21 protein-coding genes are annotated in these 18,788 nt (G+C 60.8%); 14 read left to right on the top strand and 7 right to left on the bottom strand.

The window, feature by feature from the left end:
• The first annotated feature begins 8 nt into the window (after nt 1-8).
• From CI807_RS03345 to CI807_RS03285, 13 genes are all read left to right on the top strand, one after another.
• Nucleotides 9-638 carry a response regulator transcription factor gene (locus tag CI807_RS03345; protein ID WP_016977885.1) on the top strand — a complete coding sequence of 210 codons (630 nt, stop codon included), beginning with the start codon at nt 9-11 and terminating at the stop codon, nt 636-638.
• Between the two features lie 225 nt (nt 639-863).
• On the top strand, nt 864-1,976 hold the full coding sequence (locus tag CI807_RS03340) for an ABC transporter ATP-binding protein (RefSeq protein WP_028618154.1): 1,113 nt from the start codon (nt 864-866) through the stop codon (nt 1,974-1,976).
• 43 nt (nt 1,977-2,019) lie between these two features.
• Nucleotides 2,020-3,060, top strand: coding sequence for an ABC transporter substrate-binding protein (locus CI807_RS03335; RefSeq protein WP_016977887.1), 1,041 nt, complete (start codon nt 2,020-2,022; stop codon nt 3,058-3,060).
• A 165-nt stretch (nt 3,061-3,225) separates the two neighbouring features.
• Complete coding sequence (locus CI807_RS03330) at nt 3,226-4,473, top strand: ABC transporter permease (RefSeq protein WP_095013717.1); 1,248 nt, start codon at nt 3,226-3,228, stop codon at nt 4,471-4,473.
• 12 nt (nt 4,474-4,485) lie between these two features.
• A complete protein-coding gene (locus CI807_RS03325) occupies nt 4,486-5,310 on the top strand; it encodes an ABC transporter permease (RefSeq protein WP_095013716.1) in 825 nt (274 codons plus the stop codon).
• Nucleotides 5,311-5,395: 85 nt separating this feature from the next.
• Nucleotides 5,396-6,544, top strand: a complete 1,149-nt coding sequence (locus CI807_RS03320) for an iron-containing alcohol dehydrogenase (protein ID WP_095013715.1) — start codon at nt 5,396-5,398, stop codon at nt 6,542-6,544.
• A gap of 83 nt (nt 6,545-6,627) precedes the next feature.
• Nucleotides 6,628-7,302 carry a ribulose-phosphate 3-epimerase gene (gene rpe, locus CI807_RS03315; protein ID WP_028618149.1) on the top strand — a complete coding sequence of 225 codons (675 nt, stop codon included), beginning with the start codon at nt 6,628-6,630 and terminating at the stop codon, nt 7,300-7,302.
• Nucleotides 7,299-8,117: a phosphoglycolate phosphatase gene (locus CI807_RS03310; protein ID WP_095013714.1), complete on the top strand. Its 819-nt coding sequence runs from the start codon at nt 7,299-7,301 to the stop codon at nt 8,115-8,117. Before rpe ends, CI807_RS03310 begins: the two co-directional genes overlap by 4 nt.
• Before the next feature lie 70 nt (nt 8,118-8,187).
• Nucleotides 8,188-9,669 carry an anthranilate synthase component I gene (gene trpE, locus CI807_RS03305; RefSeq protein WP_095013713.1) on the top strand — a complete coding sequence of 494 codons (1,482 nt, stop codon included), beginning with the start codon at nt 8,188-8,190 and terminating at the stop codon, nt 9,667-9,669.
• A 10-nt stretch (nt 9,670-9,679) separates the two neighbouring features.
• Nucleotides 9,680-10,273, top strand: coding sequence for an aminodeoxychorismate/anthranilate synthase component II (locus tag CI807_RS03300; RefSeq protein WP_095013712.1), 594 nt, complete (start codon nt 9,680-9,682; stop codon nt 10,271-10,273).
• A gap of 9 nt (nt 10,274-10,282) precedes the next feature.
• Nucleotides 10,283-11,332 (top strand): anthranilate phosphoribosyltransferase, encoded by a 1,050-nt coding sequence (trpD, locus tag CI807_RS03295; RefSeq protein WP_095013711.1) that lies wholly within the window; start codon nt 10,283-10,285, stop codon nt 11,330-11,332.
• On the top strand, nt 11,329-12,165 hold the full coding sequence (gene trpC, locus CI807_RS03290; RefSeq protein WP_095013710.1) for an indole-3-glycerol phosphate synthase TrpC: 837 nt from the start codon (nt 11,329-11,331) through the stop codon (nt 12,163-12,165). Before trpD ends, trpC begins: the two co-directional genes overlap by 4 nt.
• Before the next feature lie 2 nt (nt 12,166-12,167).
• Entirely contained in the window at nt 12,168-12,863 is a 696-nt protein-coding gene (locus CI807_RS03285; RefSeq protein ID WP_095013709.1) for a lipoate--protein ligase family protein, read from the top strand.
• On the opposite strand, the gene crp is transcribed toward CI807_RS03285, so the two are convergent.
• A complete protein-coding gene (gene crp / locus CI807_RS03280; protein ID WP_033898139.1) occupies nt 12,860-13,504 on the bottom strand; it encodes a cAMP-activated global transcriptional regulator CRP in 645 nt (214 codons plus the stop codon). The two genes, CI807_RS03285 and crp, sit on opposite strands and share 4 nt — an antisense overlap.
• Nucleotides 13,505-13,751: 247 nt before the next feature.
• Here crp and CI807_RS03275 point away from each other — a divergent pair, with 247 nt between their 5' ends.
• Entirely contained in the window at nt 13,752-14,174 is a 423-nt protein-coding gene (locus tag CI807_RS03275; RefSeq protein WP_005792019.1) for an OsmC family protein, read from the top strand.
• A gap of 123 nt (nt 14,175-14,297) precedes the next feature.
• Here CI807_RS03275 and coq7 read toward each other — a convergent pair whose 3' ends face one another.
• From coq7 to hemJ, 6 genes are all read right to left on the bottom strand, one after another.
• Nucleotides 14,298-14,945, bottom strand: a complete 648-nt coding sequence (gene coq7, locus CI807_RS03270; protein ID WP_095013708.1) for a 2-polyprenyl-3-methyl-6-methoxy-1,4-benzoquinone monooxygenase — start codon at nt 14,943-14,945, stop codon at nt 14,298-14,300.
• Nucleotides 14,946-15,062: 117 nt separating this feature from the next.
• A complete protein-coding gene (locus CI807_RS03265) occupies nt 15,063-15,401 on the bottom strand; it encodes a histidine triad nucleotide-binding protein (RefSeq protein WP_095013707.1) in 339 nt (112 codons plus the stop codon).
• 46 nt (nt 15,402-15,447) lie between these two features.
• A complete protein-coding gene (locus tag CI807_RS03260; RefSeq protein WP_016977897.1) occupies nt 15,448-16,236 on the bottom strand; it encodes an SDR family oxidoreductase in 789 nt (262 codons plus the stop codon).
• Nucleotides 16,237-16,299: 63 nt separating this feature from the next.
• On the bottom strand, nt 16,300-17,256 hold the full coding sequence (locus CI807_RS03255) for a DUF805 domain-containing protein (RefSeq protein WP_095013706.1): 957 nt from the start codon (nt 17,254-17,256) through the stop codon (nt 16,300-16,302).
• 69 nt (nt 17,257-17,325) lie between these two features.
• Nucleotides 17,326-18,288, bottom strand: coding sequence for a nitronate monooxygenase family protein (locus CI807_RS03250; RefSeq protein WP_025857066.1), 963 nt, complete (start codon nt 18,286-18,288; stop codon nt 17,326-17,328).
• A gap of 24 nt (nt 18,289-18,312) precedes the next feature.
• Nucleotides 18,313-18,741: a protoporphyrinogen oxidase HemJ gene (gene hemJ / locus CI807_RS03245; RefSeq protein WP_028618141.1), complete on the bottom strand. Its 429-nt coding sequence runs from the start codon at nt 18,739-18,741 to the stop codon at nt 18,313-18,315.
• Nucleotides 18,742-18,788 lie beyond the last annotated feature (47 nt).

Below are 18,788 nucleotides of genomic sequence, written 5' to 3'. Positions count from 1 at the left end.
AAGTCCCTGTGATTCGCGTACTGGTAGCCGAAGACCACACGATCGTTCGTGAAGGCATCAAGCAATTGATCGGCCTGGCCAAAGACCTGTTGGTGGTGGGGGAGGCCAGCAATGGCGAGCAATTGCTGGAAACCCTGCGCCACGTGGCCTGCGAGGTGGTGTTGCTGGATATCTCGATGCCCGGCGTCAACGGCCTGGAAGCGATTGCGCGGATCCGTGCGCTGAACAATCCGCCGGCAATCCTGGTGCTGTCGATGCATGACGAAGCGCAAATGGCTGCTCGCGCCTTGAAGGTGGGTGCTGCCGGTTACGCCACCAAGGACAGTGACCCGGCGCTGTTGCTCACGGCGATTCGCAAGGTGGCGGCCGGTGGGCGTTACATCGACCCGGACCTGGCCGACCGGATGGTCTTCGAAGTCGGCCTCACCGATACGCGACCGCTGCATTCATTGCTCTCGGAGCGCGAGTTCTCGGTGTTCGAGCGCCTGGCCCAGGGCGCCAACGTCAACGACATCGCCCAGCAACTGGCGCTGAGCAGCAAGACCATCAGCACCCACAAGGCGCGGCTGATGCAAAAGCTCAATATCACCTCTCTTGCGGAGTTGGTGAAGTACGCCATGGAACACAAGCTGCTCTAACCTCATACCTGATAACGACACCGCGAAAACCCCGCCGAGCCCATTCTTGCCGCTTGCAGCTCGCCCCTTGCCGCTGCACCGTCCCGTGCGCGCCATCCGTGTAGGGCAATCCCTACCCCCAACCTTCCATCCGGCTGATGCGATTCTCTCCTGGCCCCCGATTTCCGGGGCCTTGCGCCTGGACTACGCTTGTCTCACAGCAGTCCAAAACAAAAAGGTGCGGGTATGAGCGAGGTGGATTCAAATGATGTGCTGGTCAGCTTTCGTGGCGTGCAGAAGAGCTACGACGGCGAGAACCTGATCGTCAAAGACCTCAACCTGGAGATTCGCAAGGGCGAGTTCCTCACCCTGCTCGGGCCTTCCGGTTCGGGCAAGACCACCAGCCTGATGATGCTCGCCGGCTTTGAAACGCCGACGGCCGGCGAAATCCAGCTGGCCGGGCGCTCCATCAACAACGTGCCGCCGCACAAGCGCGACATCGGCATGGTGTTCCAGAACTATGCGCTGTTTCCGCACATGACCGTGGCCGAGAACCTGGCGTTCCCGCTGTCGGTGCGGGGCTTGAGCAAGACCGATATCAGCGAGCGGGTCAAACGCGTATTGAGCATGGTCCAACTCGATGCGTTCGCCCAGCGCTACCCGGCGCAATTGTCCGGTGGTCAGCAACAGCGCGTGGCCTTGGCTCGGGCGCTGGTGTTCGAACCACAGCTGGTGCTGATGGACGAACCCCTCGGCGCCCTCGACAAGCAACTGCGCGAACACATGCAGATGGAGATCAAGCACCTGCACCAGCGCCTCGGCGTGACTGTGGTGTACGTGACCCACGACCAAGGCGAGGCGCTGACCATGTCTGACCGCGTGGCGGTATTCCACCAGGGCGAGATCCAGCAGATCGCCGCGCCGCGCACCCTTTACGAAGAACCGAAGAACACCTTCGTCGCCAACTTCATCGGCGAGAACAACCGACTCAACGGCCGCTTGCACAGCCATACCGGCGAGCGCTGCGTGGTGGAGCTGGCGCGCGGTGAGAAGGTCGAGGCGCTGGCGGTGAATGTCGGCCAGGTCGGCGGTCCGGTGACCCTGTCGGTGCGCCCGGAGCGCGTTAGCCTCAATGGTTCCAGCGAATCTTGCGTCAACCGCTTCTCTGGGCGGGTGGCGGAATTCATCTACCTGGGCGACCACGTGCGTGTGCGCCTGGAAGTCTGCGGCAAAGCCGATTTTTTTGTGAAACAACCGATTGCCGAGCTGGACCCAGCCCTGGCGGTCGGCGACGTGGTACCGATTGGCTGGCAAGTCGAGCACGTTCGCGCACTCGACCCACTTCTAGAGGCGAATTGATCGCCCCCTGGCTTCACCAACCCTGCACGTGGAGAGAACAACAATGTTGAGATCCCTGAAGTATTCCGCCCTGGCTTTGGGCTTGATGGGCGCGACACAGGCCATGGCAGGCCCGGACCTGACGGTCGTGTCCTTTGGCGGCGCGAACAAGGCGGCCCAGGTCAAAGCGTTCTACGCACCGTGGGAAAGCGCGGGCAATGGCAAGATCATCGCTGGCGAGTACAACGGTGAAATGGCCAAGGTCAAAGCCATGGTCGACACCAAGAGCGTGTCCTGGGACCTGGTGGAAGTGGAGTCGCCGGAATTGTCCCGTGGCTGTGACGAAGACATGTTCGAGCCGCTGGACCCGAAACTGTTTGGTAACACTGCGGATTATGTGAAGGGGGCCATCCAGCCCTGCGGCGTGGGCTTTTTTGTGTGGTCGACGGTGCTGGCCTACAACGCTGACAAGCTGAAGGCACCGCCAGGCGGTTGGAAAGATTTTTGGGACGTGAAGCAGTTCCCGGGCAAACGCGGCCTGCGCAAAGGCGCCAAGTACACCCTGGAATTTGCGCTGATGGCCGATGGCGTCGCGCCGAAGGACGTCTACAAAGTGCTGGCCGGCAAAGATGGCCAGGACCGTGCCTTCAAGAAGCTCGACGAACTCAAGCCGTACATCCAATGGTGGGAAGCCGGCGCCCAGCCGCCGCAATACCTCGCTTCCGGCGACGTGGTGATGAGCTCGGCCTACAACGGCCGCATCGCCGCCGTACAAAAAGAAAGCAACCTGAAAGTGGTGTGGAACGGTGGGATCTACGACTTCGACGCATGGGCGATTCCTAAAGGCCTGGCGAAAGACCGTGCTGAAGCAGCGAAGAAATTCATCGCCTTCTCGGTGCAGCCTCAGCAGCAGAAGACCTACTCGGAAAACATCGCCTACGGCCCGGCCAACACCCAAGCCGTGCCATTGCTGGCCAAGGACATCCTCAAAGATATGCCGACCACCCCGGAAAACATCGCCAACCAGGTGCAGATCGACGTGAGCTTCTGGGCGGATAACGGTGAGCAGTTGGAGCAGCGCTTCAACTCTTGGGCTGCCAAGTAACACCGCATAACCCTCGGGCGAAACCGGCTCATGTAGGAGCTGGCTTGCCTGCGATGCAGACACCTTGGTGCAACAGATGCACCGAGGCAATGCCATCGCAGGCAAGCCAGCTCCTACAGGGACCGTGTTGACCAAGGTCCCAACCGTAGATTTTCGGAGTTTGCCATGGCCATCGCCGTTCCCTCGAACGAGGTCAACAGCCCCACCCTCAAGCAGCGCCTGGCGCGTGCCGAGCGGCTTAATCGCTGGAAGGCCCAGGCGTTGATTGCGCCGCTGGTGCTGTTCCTGCTGCTGGTGTTCCTGGTGCCGATCGTTGCGCTGCTGTTCAAAAGCGTCGGCAACCCGGAAGTGGTGGGCGGTTTGCCGCGTACCGTGGTGGCAGTGACGGCCTGGGACGGCCGGGGCTTGCCGGGCGAACCGGTGTACCAGGCCCTCAGTGAAGACTTGGGCGAAGCTCGTCAAAACCAGACCTTGGGTGATCTGTCCAAGCGCTTGAACATGGAACTGGCCGGCTATCGCAGCCTGCTGACCAAAACCGCGCGGGCGCTGCCGTTCAGTGACGTACCTGCCTCCTATAAAGAAGCGCTGGAAAGCCTTGATGAACGCTGGGGTGACCCGGCGTACTGGCAGGCGATCCGGCGCAATACCAGCAGTCTTACCCCGTTCTATCTGCTGGCGGCCGTCGATCACCGCATCGATGACCTCGGTGAAGTGGCGCCGGCCACGCCGGACCAGGCGATCTATCTGGATATTTTCGCCCGCACCTTCTGGATGGGCCTGGTGATCACGGCGGTCTGCCTACTGCTTGCCTATCCGCTGGCCTACCTGCTGGCCAACCTGCCAGCACGTAAAAGCAATCTGCTGATGATCCTGGTGTTGCTGCCGTTCTGGACCTCGATCCTGGTACGAGTCGCCGCGTGGATCGTGCTGCTGCAATCCGGCGGCCTGATCAACAGCGCACTGATGGGCATGGGCCTGATCGATAAGCCGCTGGAGCTGGTGTTCAACCGCACCGGCGTCTACATCTCCATGGTGCACATCTTGTTGCCGTTCATGATCCTGCCGATCTACAGCGTGATGAAGGGCATCTCGCCCACCTACATGCGCGCGGCGATTTCCCTGGGCTGCCACCCATTCACCAGCTTCTGGCGCGTGTATTTCCCACAGACCTACGCCGGTGTCGGTGCTGGCTGCCTGTTGGTGTTCATCCTGGCGATTGGTTACTACATCACCCCAGCACTGCTGGGTAGCCCGAACGACCAGATGGTCAGCTACTTCGTGGCGTTCTACACCAACACCAGCATCAACTGGGGCATGGCCACGGCGTTGGGCGGCTTGCTGCTGCTGGCCACGGTGGTGCTGTACCTGATTTATAACCGCCTGGTAGGCGCCAGCCGCCTGCGCCTGAGCTGAGGAGACCTTGTGATGCTGAGCCCTTATATGTCGCCCGTTGAGCGGGTGTGGTTCTACAGCTTGCGGATCCTCTGCGGCTTGATCCTGTTGTTTTTGATTCTGCCGGTGCTGGTGATCATCCCGCTGTCGTTCAACAGCGGCAGTTTCCTGGTGTACCCGCTGCAAGGCTTTTCGCTGCATTGGTATCAAGACTTCTTTGCCTCCGCCGAGTGGATGCGGGCGCTGAAGAACAGCATTATCGTTGCCCCTGCGGCCACGGTGCTGGCGATGGTATTCGGCACCCTGGCGGCCATCGGCCTGACCCGTGGGAATTTCCCCGGCAAGCCGTTGGTCATGGCGTTGGTGATTTCACCGATGGTGGTGCCGGTGGTGATCATTGGCGTGGCGAGTTATCTGTTCTTTGCACCGCTGGGGCTGGGCAATAGCTTTTTCTCGCTGATCGTGGTGCATGCGGTGCTGGGTGTGCCGTTTGTCATCATCACCGTGTCGGCCACATTGCAGGGCTTCAATCACAATCTGGTGCGGGCGGCGGCCAGCCTGGGGGCTTCGCCATTGACTGCGTTCCGTCGGGTGACCTTGCCGTTGATCGCGCCGGGAGTGATTTCCGGGGCGCTGTTTGCTTTCTCCACTTCGTTTGATGAGGTGGTAGTTACGCTGTTTCTCGCCGGCCCCGAACAAGCGACCCTGCCACGCCAGATGTTCAGCGGCATCCGCGAAAACCTCAGCCCGACGATTGCGGCCGCGGCAACCCTGCTGATTGCGTTCTCGGTGTTGCTGTTGCTGACCCTGGAATGGCTGCGCGGCCGTAGCGAGAAATTGCGTACCGCGCAGGTGTAACGACCATTCGCCCGATGAATGGCTGACAACACGCCATAGGGAGCTACTCTTGTGCCAGCCCATTTCCGAATAAGAGGCCGCGCACATGAGTACTTCCTCATTCAAGATCGCCCACAAACTGCTGACCGGCGCTGGCGCCATCGAACAACTCGCCGCTGAGCTCACCCGTCTGGATGTGGACAACCCGCTGATCGTCACCGACGCGGCACTGGTCAAGTCCGGCACTGTCGCGCTGGCACTTGAGCATTTGGGAGAACGCACCTACGAGATTTTCGACCGCGTCATGCCCGACCCGGAAATTGCCATCGTCGAAGACTGCATGCGCGTCTACCGCGAGGGCGGGCACGACGGCCTGATCGGTGTGGGTGGCGGCAGCGCCATCGACATTGCGAAAAGTGTTGCGGCGTATGCCGGCTACCACGGCGCGCTGGCGGATTTGTTCGGCGTCGACCAGGTGCCACGCAAGGGCCCGCCGCTGATCGCTATCCCCACCACCGCCGGCACCGGCTCGGAGGTGACCAATGTGGCGATTCTCTCCGACAAGGCCGCGCAACTGAAAAAGGGCATTGTCAGCGATTATCTGTTGCCGGACGTCGCGCTGATCAGCCCGCAAATGACCCTGACCTGTCCGCGCAGCGTCACCGCCGCCAGTGGCGTGGACGCGCTGGTGCACGCCATCGAGTCCTACCTGTCGCTGAACGCCTCGCCGATCACCGACGCCTTGGCCATCGGCGCCATCAAGCTGATCGCCAGTGCATTGCCCAAGGCCTACGCCAACCCGGCCAACCTGCAGGCCCGCGACGACATGGCCACCGCCAGCCTGATGGCCGGCATGGCGTTCGGCAATGCCGGAGTCGGCGCGGTGCACGCGTTGGCGTATCCACTGGGTGGGCGTTTTAATATCGCCCATGGCGTGAGCAATGCACTGTTGCTGCCCTATGTGATGCACTGGAACAAGCTGGCCTGCGTGGAGCGCATGCAGGAGATTGCCCAGGCCATGGGCGTGAATATCACCGGCTTGAGTGTCAACGATGCCGCCGACCAGGCCGTTGAGGCGATGACGCGACTGTGTGCCGCGGTCGAGATCCCGGCCGGGCTGCACAGTTTCGGGGTTCCCGAAGATGCAATCCCCGCCATGGCCGTTGAAGCAGCGGGGATTGAGCGGCTGATGCGCAACAATCCGCGCAAGCTCAGCGCGTCCGATATCGAGAAAATCTACCGGGCCGCTTACTAACCGTTGAGTTAGGTCACGGTGCGCGCGGCAAAGCATGAGGTATACAATGCGCGCCATCGTGATTTAGCTCAAAAAGGTGCGTCATGCAGCCCTTCGTTATTGCTCCATCGATTCTCTCCGCCGACTTCGCCCGCCTGGGTGAGGAAGTGGACAAGGTATTGGCCGCCGGTGCCGACTTCGTGCACTTCGACGTCATGGACAACCACTACGTGCCCAACCTGACCATCGGCCCGATGGTCTGCGCCGCGCTGCGCAAGTACGGCATCACTGCGCCGATCGATGCACACCTGATGGTCAGCCCGGTGGACCGCATCATCGGCGACTTCGTCGACGCCGGCGCCACCTACATCACCTTCCACCCGGAAGCCTCGCTGCACGTCGACCGCACCCTGCAACTGATCCACGAAGGCGGTTGCAAGGCGGGCCTGGTGTTCAACCCGGCCACTCCGCTGAGCGTGCTTGAGTACGTGATGGACAAGGTCGACATGATCCTGTTGATGAGCGTCAACCCAGGCTTCGGCGGCCAGAAGTTCATCCCCGGCACGCTGAACAAGCTGCGTGAAGCCCGTGCGCTGATCGATGCCTCCGGCCGCGATATCCGCCTGGAAATCGACGGTGGGGTCAACGTCAACAATATCCGTGAAATCGCCGCCGCTGGCGCTGACACCTTTGTGGCCGGCTCGGCGATCTTCAACGCGCCGGACTACCAGGAAGTCATCGACAAGATGCGTGCCGAGCTGGCGCTGGCGCGTCCATGAGCGGCTTTGAGCAGCTGTTCCCCGGCCAATTGCCACGGCTGGTGATGTTCGATCTGGACGGCACTTTGATCGACTCGGTGCCCGACCTGGCGGCGGCGGTGGACGACATGCTGCTCAAGCTGGGGCGCAAGCCGGCCGGGATCGAGTCGGTGCGCGAATGGGTCGGTAACGGTGTGCAGATGCTGGTGCGCCGGGCCTTGGCCAACAACATTGATGCTGAAGGTGTCGATGAAGTCGAGGCCGAGCATGCGCTGGAACTGTTCAACGCCGCCTATGAAGACGGCCATGAACTGACCGTGGTTTACCCCGGCGTGCGCGACACCCTCAAGTGGCTGAGCAAGCAGGGCGTGGAAATGGCCCTGATCACCAACAAGCCGGAGCGCTTCGTTGCGCCATTGTTGGACCAGATGAAAATCGGCCGGTATTTCCGCTGGATCATCGGTGGCGATACCCTACCGCAGAAAAAACCCGACCCGGCGGCGCTGTTTTTCGTGATGAAAATGGCCAATATCCCGGCCTCGCAGTCGTTGTTTGTCGGCGATTCACGCAGTGATGTGCTGGCGGCAAAGGCCGCGGGCGTGCAGTGCGTGGCCCTCAGTTACGGCTATAACCATGGTCGGCCGATCGCCGAAGAGTCGCCTTCATTGGTCATTGATGACCTGCGCCTGTTAATCCCCGGTTGCTTGGGAGCTGGCGCTGAGATAACGTTGCCCGATACCGATCCGTCCCCTTCTGGAAATTCCATCGTGGTGGTCACTCGCAAACTCTGGATGAAAGTCATCAAGGCCCTGGCCCGCTGGCGTTGGCGCGCCTGACTGATCCTGGCCGCACTCTGCGGCGCGTTTGCATACCTGACTGTTAGACCCTCAAGCCACGAGGCATATCATGACCCGCGAAGAATTCCTGCGTTTGGCCGCTGCCGGCTATAACCGCATCCCCCTGGCCTGCGAAACCCTGGCCGACTTCGACACGCCGCTGTCGATCTACCTGAAACTGGCCGACGAGCCCAATTCCTACCTGCTCGAGTCCGTACAGGGCGGCGAGAAGTGGGGGCGTTACTCGATCATCGGCCTGCCGTGCCGTACGGTGCTGCGGGTTCACGACCATCATGTGAGCATTACCCATGATGGCGTCGAGATCGAAAGCCATGACGTAGAAGACCCGCTGGCGTTCGTCGAAGCGTTCAAGGCGCGCTACAACGTGCCGACCATTGCTGGCCTGCCGCGTTTCAACGGCGGCCTGGTGGGTTACTTCGGTTATGACTGCGTGCGTTATGTGGAAAAACGCTTGGGCAAATGCCCGAACCCGGATCCGCTGGGCGTGCCGGACATTCTGCTGATGGTTTCCGATGCCGTGGTGGTGTTCGACAACCTCGCCGGCAAGATGCACGCGATTGTGCTCGCCGACCCATCCCAGGCCGACGCGTTCGAACAAGGCCGCGTCAGCCTCGAAGCCCTGCTGGAAAAACTGCGCCAGCCGATCACCCCCCGTCGCGGCCTGGACCTCAGCCGTCCGCCGGCGGCCGATCCGATCTTTCGTTCAAGCTTTACCCAGGATGACTACGAGCGCGCCGTCGATACCATCAAGGAATACATCCTCGCCGGTGACTGCATGCAGGTGGTGCCGTCGCAGCGTATGTCCATCGACTTCAAGGCCGCGCCGATCGATCTGTACCGCGCGCTGCGTTGCTTCAACCCCACGCCGTACATGTATTTCTTCAACTTTGGCGACTTCCACGTGGTGGGCAGTTCGCCGGAAGTGCTGGTGCGTGTCGAAGACAACCTGATCACCGTGCGCCCGATTGCCGGTACCCGCCCGCGTGGTGCGACCGAAGAGGCTGACCTGGCGCTCGAAGAAGACCTGTTGAGCGACGACAAGGAAATCGCCGAGCACCTGATGCTCATCGACCTGGGCCGCAACGACACCGGGCGTGTCTCGGAAATCGGCTCGGTGAAGCTCACCGAGAAGATGGTGATCGAGCGTTATTCGAATGTGATGCACATTGTGTCCAACGTCACCGGCGAGCTGAAAGCCGGCCTGACGGCGATGGACGCACTGCGCGCGATTCTGCCGGCGGGCACCTTGTCGGGTGCGCCGAAGATCCGCGCGATGGAAATCATCGACGAGCTGGAGCCGGTCAAGCGTGGTGTCTACGGCGGCGCCGTGGGTTATTTCGCCTGGAACGGCAACATGGACACGGCCATTGCGATCCGCACGGCCGTGATCAAGGACGGGGAACTGCACGTGCAGGCCGGTGGCGGAATCGTCGCCGACTCGGTGCCGGCCCTCGAATGGGAAGAAACCCTGAACAAGCGCCGCGCGATGTTCCGCGCCGTTGCGCTGGCTGAACAGACCCCCAATTCCTGAGGTTTTCCCCATGTTGCTGATGATTGATAACTACGACTCCTTTACCTACAACGTTGTGCAGTACCTGGGCGAGCTGGGTGCCGAGGTCAAGGTGGTGCGCAACGATGAGCTGACCGTGGCCGAGATTGCTGCCCTGAACCCGGAGCGCATCGTGGTTTCGCCAGGCCCGTGTACGCCGACCGAGGCGGGCATCTCCCTGGAGGCGATCCAGTATTTCGCCGGCAAGTTGCCGATCCTGGGCGTGTGCCTGGGCCACCAGTCCATCGGCCAGGCCTTTGGCGGTGACGTGGTGCGCGCGCGCCAGGTGATGCACGGCAAGACCAGCCCGGTGTTCCATAAAGATGCAGGCGTGTTTCAGGGTCTCAACCTGCCGGTGACCGTGACCCGCTACCACTCGCTGGTGGTCAAGCGCGAAACCCTGCCGGAATGCCTGGAGCTGACCGCCTGGACCCAGTTGGAAGACGGTTCGATCGACGAGATCATGGGCCTGCGCCACAAGACACTGAATATCGAAGGGGTGCAATTTCACCCCGAATCGATCCTGACCGAGCAGGGCTACGAGCTGTTCGCCAACTTTCTCAAGCAGAGCGGCGGCACGCGCTAAGGACTTTCCATGGATATCAAGACTGCCCTGAGCCGTATCGTCGGCCACCTGGACCTGAGCACCGCTGAAATGAGCGATGTGATGCGCGAAATCATGACCGGTCAATGCACCGACGCGCAGATCGGCGCGTTCATGATGGCCATGCGCATGAAGAGCGAGAGCATCGACGAGATCGTCGGCGCCGTGTCGGTGATGCGCGAGTTGGCGGACAAGGTCGAGCTCAAGACCCTCGATGGTGTGGTCGATGTGGTCGGCACCGGCGGTGACGGTGCGAACATCTTCAACGTGTCGACGGCTTCTTCGTTCGTGGTCGCGGCGGCGGGTTGCACCGTGGCCAAGCATGGTAACCGCGCAGTGTCCGGCAAGAGCGGCAGCGCCGACCTGCTGGAGGCGGCCGGGATCTACCTGAACCTGACGCCGGTACAAGTGGCGCGCTGCATCGACAGCGTCGGCATCGGCTTCATGTTTGCCCAATCCCATCATGGTGCGATGAAGCACGCCGCTGGCCCGCGCAAGGACCTCGGCCTGCGCACCCTGTTCAACATGCTCGGCCCGCTTACGAATCCGGCCGGTGTGAAACACCAGGTGGTGGGTGTGTTCAGCCAGGCGCTGTGCCGGCCATTGGCCGAAGTACTGCAACGCCTGGGCAGCAAGCATGTGTTGGTGGTGCATTCCAAGGACGGCCTGGACGAATTCAGCCTGGCGGCACCGACTTTCGTGGCAGAGCTGAAAAATGACCAGGTCACCGAGTATTGGGTCGAGCCGGAAGACCTGGGCATGAAGAGCCAGAGCCTGCATGGCCTGGCGGTGGAAAACCCGGCGGCCTCCCTGGAGTTGATTCGCGATGCCCTGGGGCGTCGCAAGACCGAGAACGGTCAAAAAGCTGCCGAGATGATAGTGTTGAATGCGGGTGCTGCGCTGTATGCGGCGGACCACGCCTATAGTCTTAAAGAAGGTGTCGCCTTGGCCCACGATGCGCTGCACACCGGCCTGGCTCGCGAGAAGCTCGAAGAGCTGGGCGCATTCACCGCGGTATTCAAGATGGAGAATGAAGGATGAGTGTGCCGACCGTTCTGGAAAAGATCCTGGCCCGCAAGGCTGAAGAAGTGGCTGAGCGCCGTGCCCGCGTGAGCCTGGACGAGCTGGAAGCCCAGGCGAAGATCGCCGATGCGCCGCGTGGCTTTGCCAATGCGCTGATTGCCCAGGCCAAGCTCAAGCAGCCCGCCGTCATTGCTGAAATCAAAAAAGCTTCGCCGAGCAAGGGCGTGATTCGTGAGATCTTCATTCCTGAAGAGATCGCCAAGAGCTATGAGAAGGGCGGTGCGACCTGCCTGTCCGTACTGACCGATATCGACTACTTCCAGGGTTCCGACCTGTTCCTGCAGCAGGCCCGCGCCGCGTGCAAGTTGCCGGTGATCCGCAAGGATTTCATGGTCGACCCGTATCAGATTGTCGAAGCTCGTGCTTTGGGCGCCGACTGTGTGCTGTTGATCGTCTCCGCCCTGGATGACGTGAAGATGGCCGAACTGGCGGCCGTGGCCAAAAGCGTTGGCCTGGATGTGCTGGTGGAAGTGCACGACGGTGACGAACTGGAACGCGCCCTGAAAACCCTCGACACACCGCTGGTAGGGGTCAACAACCGTAACCTGCACACCTTTGAAGTCAGCCTGGAAAACACCCTCGACCTGCTGCCGCGCATTCCGCGCGACCGTTTGGTGATTACCGAGAGTGGCATCGTCAACCGTGCCGATGTGGAGCTGATGGAGATCAGTGGGGTGTATTCGTTCCTGGTGGGCGAAACTTTCATGCGTGCCGAGAGCCCGGGGGCTGAATTGCAGCGCCTGTTCTTCCCGGAACGTGGCGTGGCGGTCAGCGGTTCGACCCTGGATTGATGATGACTCAGCCGGTGGCGATGACCGTCGAAGCAGGGCTTGCCGCCGAGCAAGACCTGCTGTCGGCTGTTTGCGCGGGTGAGCGGGAATATGGGTTGTTGTTCTGGCAACCCAACGACCAAGCCTTGGTCATGCCGCGTCGTTTGAGCCGCTTGCCGGCATTTGAGACCGCCAGCCAGGTTTCCGCGGATGCCGGTTGGCCGGTATTGCTGCGTGAAACCGGTGGAGAACCGGTGCCGCAGTCGAGTGCCACGGTCAACATCGCCCTGGTCTACGCACCGCCACGCAGTGAAGGCGACCAGAATCGTATCGAAACGGGTTACTTGCGTTTATGCCAACCGATCTGCGATTTGCTGATCGAGTTGGGAGGCGATGCGTCCGTCGGTGAAATCGACGGCGCGTTTTGCGACGGCCGCTACAACGTCAACCTCAACGGCCGCAAAATGGTCGGCACCGCCCAGCGCTGGCGACAAAGTGGTGGTCGCCCGGTGGGCTTGGTGCACGGTGCGCTGTTGTTGGAGAACGATCGCGAAGAGCTGATCGCGGCGGTCAATCGCTTCAATGAAGCTTGCGGCCTCGACCAGCGGGTGCGTGCCGACAGCCATATTGCCCTGCACGAAGCCTTTCCGGCACCGAATGCGCTCAGCCGGCTGGACGCCCTGTACCGTCAAATGCTGGCCAGCTTCCTGCCGGTCTAGCGGGTACCGAACACCACCATCGTCTTGCCTTTGACGTGCACCAGGTTGCGCTCTTCCAGGTCCTTGAGCACGCGACCGACCATCTCCCGCGAACAGCCGACAATGCGCCCGATTTCCTGGCGCGTGACCTTGATCTGCATGCCGTCGGGGTGCGTCATGGCGTCGGGTTGCTTGCACAGGTCCAGCAGGCAGCGGGCTACTCGGCCGGTGACGTCAAAGAATGCCAGGTCGCCGACCTTGCGCGTGGTGTCGCGCAGACGCTGGGCAATCTGGCCGCTCAGGGCGTACAGAATGTCAGGATCGTGCTGGGACAACTCGCGGAACTTGGCGTAGCTGATCTCGGCCACTTCGCATTCGACCTTGGCGCGCACCCAGGCGCTGCGTTCCTGTTCCTTGCCGGCTTGTTCGAACAGCCCTAACTCCCCAAAAAAATCGCCGGTGTTCAGGTAGGCGATGATCATTTCGCGGCCGTCTTCATCCTCGATCAGGATGGTGACCGAGCCTTTGATGATGAAGAACAGGGTTTCGGAGCGTTCGCCGGCGCAGATGATGTTGTGCTTGGCCGGGTAGCGGCGGCGCTGGCAATGCATCAACAGTTTGTCGAGATTCTTGATCTTGGGTATGGGAGTAAGGGCAACCATGGTTGTATCCCGAAAAGACTGCGCTAGATAGTTTGAGTTGTTGTATTCATCGGGTATCGGCACTGATACGCGCTGTATAAAGGGTGGCATTACGCCATCGATTTGGCGTCAGCTTAACAGACACATTCTGACTCGATTAGCCAATTTTCCGCGCAAAGCCTGCTATTGATCGCTTTTGTTGCAAACGCTGACGCAGGCGGGCCCTGTGCTAAGCTGGCGACCCTTTTTTAGCAGTGGAGTCTGGGCGATGAAGGCACGCATCCAATGGGCGGGCGAAGCCATGTTCCTCGGTGAGTCGGGCAGTGGCCATGTGGTGGTCATGGACGGCCCGCCGGAAGCCGGTGGCCGTAACCTGGGCGTACGCCCGATGGAAATGCTCCTGCTGGGCGTAGGCGGTTGCAGCAATTTCGACGTGGTCAGCATCCTGAAGAAATCCCGCCAGGCCGTGGAAAGCTGCGAAGCCTTCCTGGAAGCCGAGCGTGCCACTGAAGACCCCAAGGTATTCACCAAGATCCACATGCATTTCGTAGTGAAGGGCCGGGCGCTGAAAGAAGCCCAGGTCAAACGGGCTATCGAGCTGTCAGCCGAGAAGTATTGTTCGGCGTCGATCATGCTGGGCGCGGCCGGTGTGGCCATCACCCATGATTACGAAATCATCGAGTTGGGTTGATTGATCGAGGACTAATGTAGGAGCGAGCTTGCTCGCGAAAAACTTCAACGATTACGCGGGCATCCAGAATGTCCGAGTCGCCTGGGGGTTTCGCGAGCAAGATCGCTCCTACAGGGTGAAGCTTTAGATTCGGTAGGTGCTTTTGGTCATGACTTTGGCCAAGAGACTCATGCCGAACCGCACCGGCGCCGGGAACCGGAAACCGCCCGCATCCAACGCGCTTTCCGCGTGGTGTTCTTCATCGATGCGCATCTGCTCAAGAATCGCGCGGGACTTTTCGTCCTCGGCTGGCAATTGTTCCAGATGCTCATCCAAGTGTTTGCACACTTGGTGCTCAGTGGCGGCGACAAAACCCAGGCTGACTTTGTCGCTGATCAGGCCGGCAGCGGCGCCAATCCCGAACGATAAGCCATAAAACAGCGGGTTCAGCACGCTCGGGTGACTGCCCAGTTGGCGAATGCGCTGCTCGCACCAGGCCAAGTGGTCGATTTCTTCTTCTGCGGCATGTTCCATGGCGGCACGGACCTGCGGCAGCTTGGCGGTCAGGGCCTGGCCCTGGTACAGCGCCTGGGCGCAGACTTCGCCGGTATGATTGATACGCATCAGGCCGGCAACGTGGCGGGTCTCGCTCTCGCTCATCTGTGCGTCGGGTTGCACAATGGCGGGCGAGGGGCGATACGGTTGGCCGCTGAATGGCAGCAGCGTGCGCATGGCCGTGTCGGCTTGCAGCAACAGACGGTCAATCGGCGAGTAGTGACGTTGGGTAGTCATGCTGACCTCCGGGAAGAATCTCGGCGGCCAGTTTACCGCAAGAGAGGGGGAAGCGTTTGCGCTGCGTCAAGGGCATGGGGTCGCAGCCTGGGGCCGCGACCTTTGCTGAAGGGCTGATCAGCCCGGCGGCCAGTTCATCTGGCGCTGACCCAGCACATGCATATGGATGTGATAGACGGTCTGCCCACCTTTCGGGTTGCAGTTCATCACTACCCGGAAACCTTCTTCACAGCCTTGTTCCACGGCCAGGCGCTGGGCGGTGAACAGGATATGACCGGCCAGGACTTTATCTTCTTCAGTCAGGTCATTGAGGGTCGGGATGTGTTTCTTGGGAATGACCAGGAAATGCACAGGTGCCGCCGGATGGATGTCCTTGAACGCCAGGACTTGATCATCTTCGTAGATGATATCCGCGGGTATTTCTCTGTTGATGATCTTGGTGAACAGAGTATCCACAGCTGTTTCTCCATTATGAATGTGCAGGGTGAGTGTACTCAGCCAATCAACGTGGGCAATAGGCCTTGTTGATGGCGCCGGCAATCTTGCGGGTCAGCCAGCGTGGGCTGAAACGCGGGCTGAAGGCGATCCAGCGGTTGCGACGGCCGGGAATGATGATGGCTTTGTTCTTTTCCAGGGCCCGCACGGTATAGAGCGCCACTTCTTCGGGGCTCATCAGTTGCTGGCTGCGATCGAGCTTGGCGGTGTCCATTTGCGCAGTCCCGAAGAACGCGGTGCGCGTAGGCCCGGGGCACAGCACCGAGACCTTGATGCCGCAGGTTTTCAGTTCTTCGCGCAGGCCTTCGGAGAAATGCAGTACATAGGCCTTGCTGGCGTAATAAGTGCTCATCCACGGGCCGGGCTGGAACGCCGCGATGGACGCCACATTGAGAATCTGCCCGCCGCCGTGCAGCGCCATGGTGTTACCGAGTGCGTGGCACATACGGGTCAGGGCGAGGATGTTGACCTCCATGAGGTCTTGTTCGGTCATCCAGTCCTGGGCCAGGAATGGCCCGCTGGTGCCGATGCCGGCGCAGTTCACCAGCAGGTCGATCTGCCGCTCGCCTTCTTCAAGCTCCAGCAGGAACCCGGACAAGCGCAACGGCTCGCCCAGGTCGCAGGCTCGGAACAGCACCTCGACACCAAACCGTTGGGTCAATTCGATTGCAATGCTTTCCAACTGATCACGCTGGCGGGCCACCAGAATCAAGCTGCGGCCGCGACGGGCCAGGGCTTCGGCCATGGCCAGGCCAATGCCGCTGGAGGCGCCGGTGATCAGAGCGTAACGGGTCATGCCTTTCTCCATCGCAACGCCGCCGCGCCTGTGACAAAGGCATCACAGGCCGGGGGCGTTTCTTCACTGTTCTGGAGAGTCTACAGGTTCGCCCGCTTCGTCAGCACTCTGCGCTTCGTCTTCTTCGACGGTAGTGGCTTGGTCGGCATCTTCATCGGAGGTAATGGAGCTGCTTTCGTAGCTGCTGTCCATGTTGGCTTCGAGCTGGTTCAGGTAACCGTTCATGCCCAGGGTCACCACGATGGCAAGCATGACCGGGATAAACGCCAGCCACAGGGTGGCCAGGACTTTTACCGCCGTGGAGTTGCGTGGTGGTGGCGCGCCGTACTGGTTGGCGCCTGCATTGCCCGGCAATACCAGCAGCAGGATCGGGAAAACGCTGTTCACCAGCGGAACCAGGTTGAGGAAGTACAGCCAGCCCGACCAACCCAGGTCGTGCAGGCGTTGCACGCCGATTTGTACACTGACCCAAACCAGAGCAACAAACAGCGCGAGGCCCAGCAATACGCCGAGGATAGTGCCTGCGGTCGGGGAAGCGGTGGCAACGGCAAAGCTGACGGTGCTGATGATGCCGCCGGCAACCAGCAGCGTCAGGGTCAACACCAGGGTCCAGGCGAGATAACGCAGACGGCCGATGCGCCCGTGGATAGTGAACACCTTGAGGGTGGCGTACTCCGGCAGGTCATCACCCACGGCGGAGCGCGGCGGTGCATACGGTGAGGCCGCAGGGCGCGAGAAACTGCCAGAGTCTGTCTCGTGAGTTTCGGCCAGGCTGAAGGCCACGGGCTGTTCGGGCTCAATGCGCGCATCGACCCCGGCGTTTTTCAGTGCGGTGAGGTAGGTTTCCGCATCCGGGCGCGACAGGTCACGTTTGAGCGCGACAGGGCGACCGGTGAAGAGCTTCTCGATGGCTTCGACGTCGCTCTTGAACAGCTCAGCCAGGTTCAGCTTGGCCGTGGTGCTTTCGACACCCGGGAGCAGGGCTCCATCAAACACAATCTTGAAACGGTTGTCGCTCATGCGGGCTTCCTTGTCACTTTATTCAGGGAGGTGGTGCAGGCCGGCTCAAGCAGCAGGCCTTGCAGTGGGTCAGCGCGGCCAGCGCAATTGAGCTGCCTGTTCGCGGGCCTTGCGGTATTCGGCATCCAGACGGGCAACCAGTTCATCGACGCTGGGCAAATCATCAATCTCACCGACACCTTGGCCGGCTGACCAGACAGTCTTCCATGCCTTGGCCTCGTCGCTCAACGGCTTGAGTTTGGAACCGAAGTTGACTTCGCCTTTGCCTTGCAAGGCGGCGAGGTCGAAACCGGCATTTTCCAGGCTCTGGCGCATAAAGCTGGCGGGCACGCCGGAGACAGCGGGAGTGTGCACGATGTCGGCTGCGCGCGATGTGAGCAGCATCTCTTTATAAGCATCCGGGGCGTGGCTTTCGGTGGTGCCGATAAAACGTGTGCCGAAGTAGGCCAGGTCTGCGCCGAGCAACTGGGCGGCGAGAATCTCGTGCCCGTGGTTGAGGCAGCCGGCCAGCAGCAAGGTTTTGTCGAAGAACTGGCGAATTTCGGCAATCAGCGAGAACGGACTCCAGGTGCCAGCGTGGCCACCCGCGCCGGCCGCCACGGCGATCAGGCCATCTACGCCGGCTTCGGCCGCCTTCTCGGCATGACGTCGGGTGGTGACGTCATGGAACACCAGGCCACCGTAGCTGTGTACGGCGTCTACCAACTCCTTCACGGCGCCCAGGCTGGTGATGACGATCGGAACTTTGTGTTCGACGCAGATCGCCAGGTCCGCCTCGAGCCGTGGGTTGCTGTTGTGCACGATCAGGTTGACGGCGTAAGGCGCGGGATTGTCCAACTGTGCCAGGCCCGCTTCAATTTCCTCCAGCCAGGCCTTGAACCCACTGCTTTCGCGTTGGTTGAGCGCCGGGAAACTTCCGACCACCCCATTGCGGCAGCACGCCAAGACCAGTTGCGGGTTGGAAATCAGGAACATCGGCGCCGCCACGACGGGCAGGCGCAGACGTTGTTCAAGCAGAGCGGGCAATGACATTGGAGGTACCCCGAGTAATTGAAATTAGAACGGTTTGACCACGACCAAAATTACGATAGCCAGCAATATCAGAACGGGCACTTCATTGAACCAGCGATAAAAGACATGGCTGCGGGTATTTTCGCCACGCGCAAAACGTTTTACCTGTGCGCCGCACATGTGGTGGTAGCCAATAAGCAGTACGACCAGCGTCAGCTTGGCGTGAATCCAACCGCCCGAGTGAAAGATGCTCGGGTTCAGGTAGATCAGCCAACCGCCGAAGATCAGCGCGGCAACCATTGCCGGCCCCATGATGCCGCGGTACAGCTTGCGCTCCATGACGCTGAAACGTTCCTTGCTGACAGTGTCATCGCTCTGCGCGTGGTAAACGAACAGGCGCGGCAGGTAAAACAGCCCGGCAAACCAGCAGACAATGCTGACGATATGAAAGGCTTTGACCCATAGATAAAGCATTTTTAGTTATTCCCAGGTTCACGGTAGCCGAGATAGTAGTGGCTCAT

This window comes from Pseudomonas sp. NS1(2017) (assembly GCF_002269425.1).
Taxonomy (GTDB): Bacteria; Pseudomonadota; Gammaproteobacteria; order Pseudomonadales; family Pseudomonadaceae; genus Aquipseudomonas; species Aquipseudomonas reactans.
The sequence above is the reverse complement of the archived record's forward strand: the minus strand, read 5'-3'. Positions and strand labels throughout refer to the sequence as shown.